This is a genomic window from Methylobacterium sp. JK268, from assembly GCF_054052225.1.
Genome location: NZ_JBSVZN010000007.1, coordinates 231,888 through 245,264, shown reverse-complemented (window position 1 = coordinate 245,264; position 13,377 = coordinate 231,888). Strand labels below are relative to the sequence as shown.

Here is a 13,377-nt window from a genome sequence, read left to right as displayed (position 1 = left end):
CGGAGAGGCATCATGAGCATCCTGATCGACGAGAAGACCCCGATCCTCATCCAGGGCATCACCGGGGACAAGGGCAGCTTCCACACGCGTGAGATGATCGAGTACGGCTCGAACGTCGTCGCCGGCGTGACCCCCGGCAAGGGCGGGCGCAGCCACCTCGGAATCCCGGTCTTCAACACCGTCAAGGAGGCGGTGAAGCAGACCGGCGCCACCACCAGCATCACCTTCGTGGCCCCGCCCTTCGCGGCGGACGCGATCATGGAGGCGGCCGATGCCGGCATCCGGCTGATCTGCTCGATCACCGACGGCATCCCGGCCCAGGACATGATGCGGGTGAAGCGCTACCTGAAGCGCTACCCCAAGGAGCGCCGCTCGATGGTGGTGGGCCCGAACTGCGCCGGCATCATCTCGCCCGGCAAGTCGATGCTCGGCATCATGCCCGGCCACATCTACCTCAAGGGCAATGTCGGGGTGATCTCGCGCTCGGGCACGCTCGGCTACGAGGCCGCCTCCCAGATGAAGGCGGTGGGCCTCGGCATCTCGACCTCGGTCGGGATCGGCGGCGACCCGATCAACGGCTCGTCCTTCCTCGACCATCTCGCCCTGTTCGAGGCGGATCCGGAGACCGACGCGGTGCTGATGATCGGCGAGATCGGCGGCCCGCAGGAGGCCGAGGCGGCGGCCTGGATCAAGGACAACATGTCGAAGCCGGTGGTGGGCTTCGTCGCCGGCCTCACCGCCCCGAAGGGCCGCCGCATGGGCCACGCGGGCGCGATCATCTCGGCGGTCGGCGACAGCGCGGCCGAGAAGGCCGAGATCATGCGCTCCTACGGCCTCGTCGTCGCCCCGAGCCCCGGCGAGTTCGGCACCACCATGGCCAAGGTGATGGAGACCCGCCGCAAGGCGGCGTGACGACCTTCTGCGGCAGCGCCTGAAGATAAGGCGCGGGGAACCCCTCTCCCGTGCGGGAGAGGGGCAGGGGTGAGGGTCCCGGACCGTTCAGAATCAAGCATTGACCCCGGTGCTGGCAGCGGGACGCTTCAGTCCTCTTGCTGAACTACCTGGGCCCTCACCCCTACCCCTCTCCCGCACGGGAGAGGGGATCCCGCGCCTGATTCTTCGTCCGCTGCCCTTCTCGGTCACTGCGTCGGGTCGCACCGGCATGACCCCATGCCCCAGACAGAAAAGGGTTCGACGATGACCCAAGCGCTCACCGCGCCCGCGGGCGCGACCGACCCGTCCTTCGCGCCGCCCGTGATCACCGGCACCTCGTCCCGCGAGGCGACCGACATCCTGTTCCGCTCGCTGCTCGACGTCTGCCGCCGCCACGAGCCGGAGCTCGAATCCGTCCTGCACGGGGACGCGAACATCTCGGATTTCTCGCCCGAGCGCATGGCCCGCGCCCTGCAGGTGCAGGGCATCTGGTTCCAGCTCATCGCCATCGCCGAGCAGAACACCGCCATGCGCCGCCGCCGCCACGTGGAGCGGACGCGCGGGCGCCACGCCCTCAACGGCTCCTTCAGCGCGGTGCTGGCCGAGGCCGTGCACAACCGGGTCCCGGCCGCCGAGATCCACGCCCTCCTCAAGGATCTGCGCATCCGCCCGACCCTCACCGCCCACCCGACCGAGGGCAAGCGCGTCACGGTGCTGGAGAAGTTCCGGCGCATCTACCTGCTGCTGCGCGAACTCGAACTGCCGCGCTGGACCGAGCGCGAGCGCACCGCCCTGATGGCCGACCTGCGCGACCAGATCGAACTCGTCTGGATGACGGGCGAACTGCACCTGGAGAAGCCGACCGTCGAGCAGGAGGTGGCCTGGGGCCTGCACTTCTTCGACGAGACCCTGTTCGAGATGCTGCCCGAGGTGATGGTCTCCCTGGAGGAGAGCCTGCGGGACACCTACCCGGACGAGACGTTCGAGGTGCCGCCCTTCTTCCAGTTCGGCTCCTGGATCGGCGGCGACCGCGACGGCAACCCCTTCGTGACGGCCGCCGTCACCCGCACCACCCTGCGGCGCAACGCGCTCGCCAGCATGCGCCGCTACCGGGACGGCGTGACCCATCTCGGGCGCATGCTGTCGATCAGCGAGCGCTCGCTGCCCGCCCCCGAGAGCTTCAAGGCGGAGCTCGCCCGCCAGCTCGCCGCGAGCGGCGATCCGCGCGGCATCGCCCGGCGCAACCCGGGCGAAGTCTACCGCCAGTACCTGACCTGCATCCTGCGCAAGCTCGAGGCGACGATCGCCCGCAACGAGGGCGACGCGATCACCGGCGCGCCCGACTATTCGGACGCGGACGAACTCATCAACGACCTACGGGTGCTGGAGCAGGGGCTCACCGACGCCAAGTGCGTCTCGCTGGCCGTCGACCTCGTCCGCCCGGTGCGGCGCATGGTCGAGATCTTCCGCTTCTCGACCGTGCGCCTCGACATCCGCGAGAACACCACCCGCACCACCCGGGCGCTGCAGGCCCTGTGGCGGCAGGGCCGTGCGGACGAGGCCGAGCCGCCGGACGTGGATTCGCCCCCCTGGATGGCGTGGCTCACCGAGGAATTGGCGCGGCCGATCGAGGCGCAGCGCTCGTTCCAGTCCCTGCCCGAGGAGGCGCGCGAGACCCTGGAGACCTTCCGGCTCGTCGGCGAGATGCGCGCGCAGCTCGACCGCGAGGCCTTCGGCGCCTTCATCCTGTCGATGACCCACGCGGTTCCGGACATCCTGGGCGTCTACCTGCTCGCCAAGGAGGCCGGGCTGTTCCTGGACAAGGCCGGCATCGAGATCTGCCCGCTCCCGATCGTGCCGCTGTTCGAGACCATCGACGACCTGCGCGCCGCCCCCGCGATCATGCGGGACCTGCTGCAGATCCCGGTCGTGCGCCGCTCGACCCGCTGGCAGGGCGGCGTGCAGGAGGTGATGATCGGCTACTCGGATTCGAACAAGGACGGCGGCTTCGTGTCGTCGAACTGGGAACTCGCCAAGGCTCAGGCCAAGCTCACCGAGATCGGCCGGCAGGCGGGCGTGCCGATCGCCTTCTTCCACGGCCGCGGCGGCTCGGTGAGCCGGGGCGGCGCGCCGACCGGACGGGCCATCGCCGCGCAGCCGCCGGGCTCGATCCGCGGCCGCTTCCGCACCACCGAGCAGGGCGAGGTGGTGTCGTTCAAGTACGCCAACCGCGGCACCGCGGCCTATCAGATGGAGCTGCTGGCCTCCTCGGTCTTCGCCCACGCGCTGAATTCCGAGCGCGACCCGGGCTTCGCCCCCAAGCCCGAATTCGACGACGCGCTGGAAGCGCTCTCGGGCGCCTCGCGGCCGGCCTACGTCAAGCTCGTCTCGCACCCCGACCTCGTGACCTATTTCGGCGCCGCGAGCCCCCTCGACGAGATCGCGCTGCTCAACATCGGGTCGAGGCCGGCGCGGCGCTTCGGGGCGCGCAGCCTCGCGGACCTCCGGGCGATCCCCTGGGTGTTCGCGTGGTCGCAGAACCGGCACGTCATCACCGGCTGGTACGGGGTCGGCAGCGGCCTCCAGAGCTTCCTGGAGGTGCGCGGCGAGGCGGGCGAGGCGCTGCTGCGCCGGATGTTCGCGGAATCGCGGCTGTTCCGCCTCGTGATCGACGAGGTCGAGAAGACCCTGCTCACCGTCGACCTCGCCATCGCCCGCGACTTCGCCGGCCTCGTGGAGGACGAGCGGATCCGCGAGGAGATCTTCGCGATGATCGCCGAGGAGTACCGCACCACCTGCGCGATGGTGCTGCGGGTGAGCGGCGACGCGGAGCTGGCCGCGCGCTTCCCGCAATACCGCGCCCGCTTGACCGAGCGTCTGCCGGTGATCAACCAGGTCAGCCGCGAGCAGGTGGAGCTGCTGCGCCGCTTCCGCAGCGAGGCCGACGAGGTGCGCAGGGAGGCGATCAAGTCGGCGCTGCTCCTCTCCATCAACTGCACGGCGGTCGGCTTCGGCGCCACCGGCTGAGCGTTCACGAGTGACACGGAGGAATCGACACCCATGAGCTTCACCCTGATCCCGCAGGCCCGTGCCCGCCTGCACCGCTCCGAACTGGCGGTGCCGGGCTCGAACCCGACCTTCATGGAGAAATCGGCGAAATCGGCCGCGGACGTGATCTTCCTCGACCTTGAGGATGCGGTCGCCCCCGACGACAAGGAGCAGGCGCGCAAGAACATCATCCAGGCGCTCAACGAGATCGACTGGGGATCGAAGACCATGATGATCCGCATCAATGGTCTCGACACCCACTACATGTACCGGGACGTGGTCGACATCGTGGAGGCCTGCCCGCGCCTCGACATGATCCTGATCCCGAAGGTCGGCGTGCCGGCGGACGTCTACGCCATCGACGTGCTGGTGACGCAGATCGAGCAGGCCAAGAAGCGCGACAAGCGGATCGGCTTCGAGGTGCTGATCGAGACCGCGCTCGGCATGGCGAACGTGGAGGCGATCGCCCAGTCCTCGAAGCGGCTGGAGGCGATGTCCTTCGGGGTGGCGGATTACGCGGCCTCGACGCGGGCGCGCTCGACGGTGATCGGCGGCGTGAACCCGGACTTCTCGGTCCTGACCGACAAGGATGCCGAGGGCCGTCGCGAGACCCACTGGCAGGATCCCTGGCTGTTCGCCCAGAACCGGATGCTGGTGGCCTGCCGCGCCTACGGGCTGCGGCCGATCGATGGGCCGTTCGGCGATTTCAGCGACCCGGACGGCTACCGCTCCGCGGCCAAGCGCTGCGCGGCGCTCGGCTTCGAGGGCAAGTGGGCGATCCACCCCTCGCAGATCGAACTCGCCAACGAGGTGTTCACGCCGAGCGAGGCCGAGGTGACCAAGGCGCGGCGCATCCTCCAGGCGATGGAGGAGGCCGCCAAGGCCGGCCGCGGCGCGGTCTCCCTCGACGGGCGCCTCATCGACATCGCGTCGATCCGCATGGCCGAGGCGCTGATCGAGAAGGCGGACGCCATGAAGGCGTGAGGGCGCGCGGGCGGTCCTGCGGGACGGCTTTGCAGGGTGTTTGGGTGTCGGATCGGGATGGCCCACCGGGCCGTCCTGATTCGCCCCGGATCAGCACCCCTTTTCGGGTCCGTCCGGGACCTGCGCGCATGCAGCGCCAGCGGAATGAGACCCGGAAACCAGCGCAAGAAGACGCGAAGCAACTGCTTTTCAACACCAGTGCTGGCATTCGGAGCCGCTTCGCGGCGATTCTTGTGCTGGATTCCGGATCTCCTTCCGCTGACGCTACAGTCGTCCGGAAAAGGGGGAGTTTGCGGCGAGGCAGGCGCCACTCATTTTCGTTCGCCAGCGGGACCTGACGCGGGCTGCCCCCCATCACGCGAATGGCCTCCCACCCCGCCTGTCGCACCAGCCATTGATCCCGATCGATGCCGCTGGCCTTCCGCTGGGTCCCGCCCGAGGCCAACCGCGTCCGGGCGCGCAGCCATCTCGCGGACGAACGCCGCCCCGCTAGACGTCCCGGCCGAACCTGCTCTCACAGCTGCGCACTCCGGTTCACAACACCGTTCCTCGCCGCTACGGTCGGATCACAGGCGCTCAGATGCCGACCGGGGGGACATCGACCATGACGAGGATGACGAGTGTCGCGGCGCTATCCCTCGTCCTGACCGGCGGGCTCGTCGGGCGGGCCCAGGCCGAGGTGACCCGGTTCGAAACCGTCGCGGCGGAGCGGCCGGCGCTTCAAGGGCGGAGCTTCGGCGAGCGCGGCAGGGCCGAGAAGATCACCGGACGGGCGACCATCGCCCTCGATCCGGCCGACCCGCACAACGCCATCATCGCCGATCTCGCCCTCGCGCCCCGCAACGCCGACGGCCGCGTCGAGGCCGTGGCGGACGTGGTGCTGCTGCGTCCCGAGCGTCCCAACGGCCTCCTGCTGATCGAGATCCCCAATCGCGGCCGCAAGCTCATCGGCCCGCTCGTCGAGGGATCCTCGACCGAGGCCTCGGGCCGGCTGGAACAGGCGTCGGATGCCGGCCGCGGCTTCCTGCTGTCGCGCGGCTACACCCTGGCCTGGATCGGCTGGCAGGGCGACATCGCCCCGGGGGCCGGCATGGGCATCCGCTTGCCCGTCGTCACTGGGGTCACGGGCCCCTCGCGCGAGGAATGGGTGTTCGACCACGTCAAAAGCCCGGTCGAGGCGACGTTGACCTGGCCCGCCGCCGACCTGGATCCGGCGAAGGCGCATCTCACCGTGCGGGCGAAGCCGGAGGACCCGCGCGCCACCCCGCCGGGCCTGTCGTTCCGCTATCTCGATGCGCGCCGGATCGAGATCACCCGCCCGGAGGGCTTTGACGGCAGCGCCCTCTACGAGCTGAGCTACACCGCCCGCGATCCGGCCGTGATGGGGCTCGGCCTCGCGGCGATCCGCGACGTGGCGACCTTCCTGCGCCACGACCCCGGCCCGGGGAACCCGCTCGCGAGCGGGGGACGCAGCGGCATCGATCGGGCGATCGGCTTCGGCATCTCGCAATCCGGCCGCGTGCTGCGTGACCTCCTGTATCTCGGCCTCAACGAGGATGAGCGCGGGCGCATCGTCTTCGACGGGATGATGCCGCATATCGCCGGCAGTCGGCGCAGCTTCACCAACGCCCGCTTCGCCCAGCCCGGCCGCAATCCGGCGCCGCACCTCGATCGCTACTACCCGGCCGATCAGTTCCCCTTCGCCTACGCGGTGACGACCGACGCTCTGACCGGCCGGCGCGACGGTCTCTTCCTGCGCTGCCGCCTCAGCAACACCTGCCCGCGCCTGCTTCACGTCGACAGCGAGTACGAGATGTGGGGCTCGCGCGGAGCCCTGGTGACGACCGATACGACCGGGGCGCAACTCGATCAGCCGCCGGAGGTCCGGGTCTACATGATCACCGGTGCGCCGCACTTCTCGAACCCCGACGCCAGCACGGTGAGCGATCCCGGCTGCGCCCTGCCGGTCAGCCCGGTTCATGCCGGGGCGGCGTCCCGCGCCCTCCTCGCCGCCCTGGAGGCGTGGGTGACCGACGGGGTCGAGCCCCCGGCCAGCCGCTACCCGTCGCGGGCCGACGGCACCCTCGGACCTGCGGCGCATCTCTACCCGGCGATCCCGGGCCTGCCCTATACGGGTCTCTACAATCCGGCCCAGTGGGTCGAGCAGGGCGACCCGCCCGTGGTGCGCGGCACCTACCCGCTGCTGCTGCCGAAGGTCGATGCGGACGGCAACACGCTGGCGGGCATCCGCCTCCCGCTCATCGAGGTGCCGCGGGCGACCTACACCGCCTGGAACCCCACACGCGGCGTCGCGGCCGAGACCCTGTGCAATCAGAAGGGCGGCGTCCTGGCCCTGCCCGAGACCCCCGCGGCCGCGCAGGCGGCCCACGACCCCCGGCTCTCCCTTGAGGAGCGCTACCCGAGTCCCGGCGCCTACGCGGACGCGGTGCGCGCTGCGGCTGCGCGCATGGTCGCCGAGCGGACGCTCCTGCCAGCGGACGCCGAGGAGATGGGTGCCGCCGCCGAGGGGGGGCGGCTCGCACGATGACGGAGGCGTCCGCCACGGGATTGCCGGCGTGAAGTCTCGTCTCGGGAGCGTCTTTCCGCTCCGGCTCGCGGGGCAGTCGGACGGCTTGCCTGATCATAGGCCGCCTTTTCGGGTCATTCTGGGCCCGCGCGCCGGCAGCGCCGACGGAAGGCGCCCCGGAGACCCCTGCAAGACCCAGCGAAGCGAGTGCTTCTCAGCACCGGTGCTCGCATTCGGAGCCTCTTCGCGGCGGGTTCTTTCGCTGGTTTCCGGATCGCCTCCCGCTGACGCTCCCGTCGTCCGGAAATGGGGAGTTTGAGCCGAGGCTGTCGCGTTACGATCCCCCTGCCGGCGCGAGCCCGCGAGCGACCACCACCTGTCCGGCGCCGCAGGCGACCCTAGGTGAGCTTTCCGGGCAAGTGTCCGCGCGGAGCCGCCTCCGGGACGGAGGAGCGAGCGGCGGCGGGCCGGGGAGGAGACGACAGCGTGATCCGTTCGATCCTGCGCGCCGTCATGCGGGGCGCGCCGCTCCTCGCGGCCCTCCCGGCGCTCGCGCTCGACGCGTCCGCCCGCGTCGACCACCGCGTGCCGCTGGAGCCGACCGCTTGGCCCTTCACGGCCATCGGCCGCGTCAACGTGGTCAACGGCCCCGCCCATCGCGGCCACTGCACCGGCACGCTGGTGGCGCCGCGCCTCGTGCTGACCGCCGCCCATTGCCTGTTCGACGCCCGCATCGACGGCTGGGTGAAGCCGCATCAGGTGCACTTCGTGGCGGGGCAGGCCCGCGACCAGTTCGGCGGCCACTCCGTGGCGGAGGCGATCCGACTCGCCCCCGAGATCGACCTGCGCGGCGCGGTGCGGTCGGACCTCCGCACCATGCCGGGCGCGATGATCCGGAGCGACTGGGCGGTCATCACCCTCAAGGAGCCCCTGCCGGGCCTGAAGCCGGTGCCCTGGCGGGTGCTGCCCGGGGCCGACCTGCCCGGAAGCACCCCCGGCGCGGTGGTGGCGGTTGTGGGCTACGCCTTCGACCGGCCCTACCTGCCGGTGATCCACCGCGGCTGCTCCGCGCGGATCGATGCGCCGGTCGCCGGCCAGCTCTCGGACCTGTGCGATTCCGGGTCGGGGGAATCCGGCGCGCCCGTCCTGCTGCTCGAACCGGACGGGGGCGCGGCGCTCGTCGGCATCCACACGGCCGTGCGGGACGCCGAGCGGGTCGGCAACGCCGTCCGCGGCGGCCTCGGCGCGGGCGTGGCCGCAAGCGTCTTCGCGCCGGTCCTCGACGCGATGGCGAAACCCTGAGTCTCGCGATCCTGCATGGTGACGATGCGCCTGCCTCCCGCCCAGAACCTCGCCCGCGCGGACATCGTCGAGACCGACGTCTCGGCGCGGCTCGACCGCCTGCCCTGGGGCCGCTTCCACACGCTGGTGGTGCTGGCGCTCGGCATCACCTGGATCCTCGACGGGCTGGAGGTGACGCTGGCGGGCGCCCTGGCGGGGGCCCTGCGCGAGAGCCCGACCCTGCGCTTCACCAACGCGGAGATCGGGCTCGCCACGTCGAGCTACCTCGCGGGGGCCGTGCTCGGCGCGGTGGGCTTCGGCTGGCTGACCGACCGGCTCGGCCGCAAGACGCTGTTCTTCGTCACCCTCGCGGTCTACCTCGCGGCGACCGCCGCTACGGGCTTCTCGTGGGGAGTGTGGAGCTTCTGCCTGTTCCGGTTCCTGACCGGCGCGGGGATCGGCGGCGAATACGCGGCGATCAACTCGACCATCCAGGAGCTGATCCCGGCCCGCGCCCGCGGCTGGACCGACCTCGTCATCAACGGCTCCTTCTGGATCGGGGCGGTGCTGGGGGCGGGGGCCTCCCTGGTGGTGCTCGACCCCGCCCTGTTCGGGCCCGACCGCGGCTGGCGCGCCGCCTTCCTGATCGGCGCGCTGCTCGGCCTCGTCATCCTGCTCCTGCGCACCTGGATCCCCGAGAGCCCGCGCTGGCTGATGACCCACGGGCGGGCCGTGGAGGCCGAGGCCGTCGTGGCGGGGATCGAGGCCCGCTTCCGGGCCGAGGGCCACGTGCTCAGCGAGGGGCCGTTCCGCAAGGCGCGCCTGCGCCCGCGCACGCACACGCCGCTCAGCGAGGTCTTCGCCGCGCTGCTGCGCTACCGCGGGCGCGCCCTGGTCGGCCTCGCCCTGATGGCCGCCCAGGCCTTCTTCTACAACGCGATCTTCTTCACCTACGGGCTGATCCTGATCGACTTCTACCACGTGCCGGCGGGCGCGGTCGGCTGGTACATCCTGCCCTTCGCGGCCGGCAACTTCTTCGGGCCGGTGGTGCTCGGGCGGCTGTTCGACACGCTCGGCCGCCGGCCGATGATCGCCGCGACCTACGGGATCTCGGGCGTGCTCCTCGCCCTGAGCGGGATCCTGTTCCAGCAGGAGGTGCTCAGCGCCACGACCCTGACGCTCAGCTGGATGACGGTGTTCTTCTTCGCCTCGGCGGCGGCGAGTTCGGCCTACCTGACGGTGAGCGAGGTCTTCCCGCTGGAGATCCGGGCGCTCGCGATCGCGGTGTTCTACGCCCTCGGCACGGCGCTCGGGGCGGTGGGGCCGGCCCTGTTCGGGGTGCTGATCGCGGAGCAGTCCCGCGAGGCGGTCCTCGGCGGCTACCTCCTCGCCTCTGCCCTGATGGTCGCGGCGGGCATCGTCGCGGGGATCTGGGGCGTGGCGGCGGAGCGCCGCTCGCTGGAAGAGGTCGCGACCCCGCTCGCCGCGGTGGAGTGAGGACGGTTAGAGTCGAAACCCAATGAGCTTGGCCTTGGGAACGGCTGCTGAGGGTGGTTAGCAGCGGTTCGCCGGATGGATGCCGAGCCGCCGGTTTGCGCTACCAGCGGACCCTCCAGGGGATGCATCGCCGGGCGATGACCTTCCGGTTCGGGAGCGACTACGCACAGATCTTCATGCAGGCCAACGCGCGTGCTCAGGCGGCCCGTGGTGCCCCAGCACCGGCACGACGCCGATCGCACGCCCCGAACAGCCACGCCCACGCACGGCCAACCCCGCGCCGTCCAGAGCCATCCCAGCGGCTCTGGTAGCCCATAAGCGTACTCTAGACGGAAGCCGGTTCCATATGGGTGAGAAGAGGGGGATGGAATCGGCGTCCCCACTCGAAGCAGCTCTGGAACGGCTCCGAAGAAGTGTTGGTGCCTAAATAGACGTTCACTATCCAGAGTAGCATTAATAGCCGAAATTCGCAGAGAAGTTTCATTTGGGAGATGCCGCGAATCCGGCGGCGAAATACCTCCTGGCCTGCTACAATGCTGCGTCTACACGGAAGGACCGATCATGATTGGGACAAGTCGTCGAGAGGCTCTCTCACTCGCTGTCGCCTTGCCAGTCCTTGTGAGAGGCCACATTGCTTTGGCCGACACTACTTCGGCGGAGCAACGGCTAAAAGAACGCGGAATTGTGCTGCCGCAGGCCGCTGCACCAATCGCCAACTACGTGCCCTTCGTGCAGACGGGGAACTTGGTCTTCGTGTCGGGCCAGGGACCACGCAAGCCGGACGGTGGTCTTGCAACAGGAAAAGTCGGAAAGGACATCACGGCTGAGGATGCGTACCAGCACGCACGGTTTGCTGGGCTGGCCGTCCTAGCCATCCTGCGCACGGCCGTGAATGGCGACCTGAACAAGGTGGTGCGTGTGGTGAAGGTGTTCGGGATGGTCAACGCCGTCCCGGAGTTCGGCGATCATCCGAAGGTCATCAACGGCTGCACGGACCTGTTCGTCGAGGTCTTCGGCGACTCGGGCCGCCCGGCACGATCAGCCGTGGGTATGGGATCCCTGCCGTCAAACATCACGGTCGAAGTCGAGGCGATCTTCGAGGTCGCGTAAGATCGGAACCTGATGGTGGCGGAGGCCGACGCGCTCGCGGCTACCAAGAGGTCGGCTCGCGGATCGGCGAACACGCGATAGGCAGGGTCGCTCATGGGGGGCCCGTGAAGGCAGGCGGGCTGGGTCACAGTCTGGACCACTCTCGGCCCAGCCCGCCACCCTCACCTATGGTCAGTGCGCGCGGGCGTTCAACCCGTTCTTCCAAGGCGGCCGTTCGAGGGTGGCCGGCAGTGTGGTTTAGCCGCGGGCAACTCGCGGCCGCTTTGCGTCAGCAGCGTGGATTGGGGTGAGCACCGCTGGAATGTCCGAGTGGGGTGGGTAGCCGACCCTGGCTGCACGCCGCAAACCCGACATTCGGAAACGGGATCGCTCGCCCCGAGGTAGGTCCATTATTATAATAGGCGGGGCAAACTGGAGGTCATAGGATGCGGCGTCGCAGTCTTCTGCTCGGTGCTGGATCAGCTCTAGCAACAACCAAGCTCCCGCTTTGGTGTGGCACGCTTTCTGCTGCCGAAGCGCGGCCGGACTGCTTCGAACTGCGCCTCGCCGATTTCGCCCTTGGCTTCCGGTATGACTCGCTCTCGGCCGAAATGGTCGAGGCGGCGAAGCGCGCCCTGCTGGATACGCTCGGCTGTGCACTCGGCGCTTTGGGGTCTGATGCGGCGGAGATCGCGGCCAAGACCATCCGCGACACGTTCGGCGAGGGAAATGCCGCCTCCATCATCGGTCAGCAGCGCCCCGCCACGATCGAGGGTGCGACCTTCGTCAATGGCGTCCTGGTTCGCTCGCTCGATCTCAACGACACGTATTTGGGCACCGAGCCGCTGCACCCGAGTGAGATAGTGCCCGCCGCGCTGGCCCTCTGCGAGGCGGGCGGCCACAGCGGTCGGGAGCTGATCGAGACGCTCGTGATTGGCTACGAGGCGTCCTCGCGTATCAACGACGCCGTGTCGTTTATGGAGCGCGGCTTTCACCCGATGTGCGCGGCAGCGTATTCTGTGCCGCTGATGGCGGGGCGGCTTTGGAGGCTGAAGCGAGAGGCCATCGCCCATGCCGTAGGATTGTCAGCGGCGCGAGGCTACACCTCTTTCGTTATCAATAGCGGCGCCATTAGCATGATGAAAGCGATGGGCTTGGCTGGGCTCGCGACGGACGGGATCTTTGCCACACGACTTGCCGCCAATGGGTTCACCGGGCCGCAAGACACGCTGGAATGGGTCGTGGGCAAGATGAAGTCGGGGAGGTCCGGGCTACCCGTCGATCTCGCGCCGGAGCGGCCACGGTTGCCGCATGTGTCGTTCAAGCGCTTTCCTATCCAGATTGAGTTGGCGGCGCCGGCCGAAGCAGGGGCGCTGCTGTCTGGACGGATCAAGGGCCGTGTCGCCGACATTCGTGAAATCGTAGTTGAGACCTATCCGGGCATCATCGAACGCGTTGCAGATGCCCCGAAATTCGATCCCAAGACGAAAGGCACGGCTGACCACAGCCTGCCGATTTGTCTGGCGATGGCATTGCTGGACGGCGATGTGACAGTGGCGCAGTTCGACAAAGATCGCTGGCGCGACCACGACGTCATGGAGTTGGTGCGCCTAACCAAGGTAAGGCCGTCCGAGACGCTCATCGCGAAGTTGCCGAAGGGGCGGGGCGCCACCGTGGAACTGGTCTTTTCCGACGGCTCAATGCTGCGCGAGACCGTCGAGGTTCCGGAAGGCGACCCGACCCGCCCGCTGTCGCGCACCTCGCTGGAGCGCAAGTTCCTTTCGTTCGCCGGCCCGGTGCTCGGAGAAGAAGGCGCAAAGCGAATGCTGGGTCTGGTCGATAAGGTCGACGACGCCGAGAGCGTCAGAAGCCTGATGCAAGCTCTGAAGGCGTAACCGTTCGGAACGGGACTGCAATCGCGGATCGTGACCCGCCGCCGAGCTGACGCGCCCACCTGGCCCGGGAGCGGACGTTCCCAACGTCTCAGGAGGGTCGCAAGCGGCTCTTCACACGGTCAA

At 69.3% G+C, this 13,377-nt stretch carries 8 protein-coding genes; all 8 read left to right on the top strand.

Features of this window, described 5'->3' with window-relative positions; all coding sequences use genetic code 11:
- Window positions 1-12: 12 nt before the first annotated feature.
- Window positions 13-912 carry a succinate--CoA ligase subunit alpha gene (gene sucD / locus ACW9J6_RS09800; protein ID WP_457116272.1) on the top strand — a complete coding sequence of 300 codons (900 nt, stop codon included), beginning with the start codon at window positions 13-15 and terminating at the stop codon, window positions 910-912.
- Window positions 913-1,197: 285 nt separating this feature from the next.
- The gene (locus tag ACW9J6_RS09795) at window positions 1,198-3,960 is read left to right on the top strand and encodes a phosphoenolpyruvate carboxylase (protein ID WP_457116271.1); all 2,763 of its coding nucleotides are present in this window, start codon (window positions 1,198-1,200) and stop codon (window positions 3,958-3,960) included.
- Between the two features lie 33 nt (window positions 3,961-3,993).
- On the top strand, window positions 3,994-4,965 hold the full coding sequence (locus tag ACW9J6_RS09790) for an HpcH/HpaI aldolase/citrate lyase family protein (protein ID WP_457116270.1): 972 nt from the start codon (window positions 3,994-3,996) through the stop codon (window positions 4,963-4,965).
- 604 nt (window positions 4,966-5,569) lie between these two features.
- The gene (locus ACW9J6_RS09785; RefSeq protein WP_457116269.1) at window positions 5,570-7,513 is read left to right on the top strand and encodes an alpha/beta hydrolase domain-containing protein; all 1,944 of its coding nucleotides are present in this window, start codon (window positions 5,570-5,572) and stop codon (window positions 7,511-7,513) included.
- Between the two features lie 465 nt (window positions 7,514-7,978).
- Window positions 7,979-8,794, top strand: a complete 816-nt coding sequence (locus ACW9J6_RS09780; RefSeq protein WP_457116268.1) for a trypsin-like serine peptidase — start codon at window positions 7,979-7,981, stop codon at window positions 8,792-8,794.
- Between the two features lie 15 nt (window positions 8,795-8,809).
- Window positions 8,810-10,270 (top strand): MFS transporter, encoded by a 1,461-nt coding sequence (locus tag ACW9J6_RS09775; RefSeq protein WP_457116267.1) that lies wholly within the window; start codon window positions 8,810-8,812, stop codon window positions 10,268-10,270.
- A gap of 630 nt (window positions 10,271-10,900) precedes the next feature.
- Window positions 10,901-11,380: a RidA family protein gene (locus tag ACW9J6_RS09770; RefSeq protein ID WP_457116300.1), complete on the top strand. Its 480-nt coding sequence runs from the start codon at window positions 10,901-10,903 to the stop codon at window positions 11,378-11,380.
- A 425-nt stretch (window positions 11,381-11,805) separates the two neighbouring features.
- On the top strand, window positions 11,806-13,254 hold the full coding sequence (locus ACW9J6_RS09765; protein WP_457116266.1) for an MmgE/PrpD family protein: 1,449 nt from the start codon (window positions 11,806-11,808) through the stop codon (window positions 13,252-13,254).
- The last annotated feature ends 123 nt before the right edge of the window (window positions 13,255-13,377 follow it).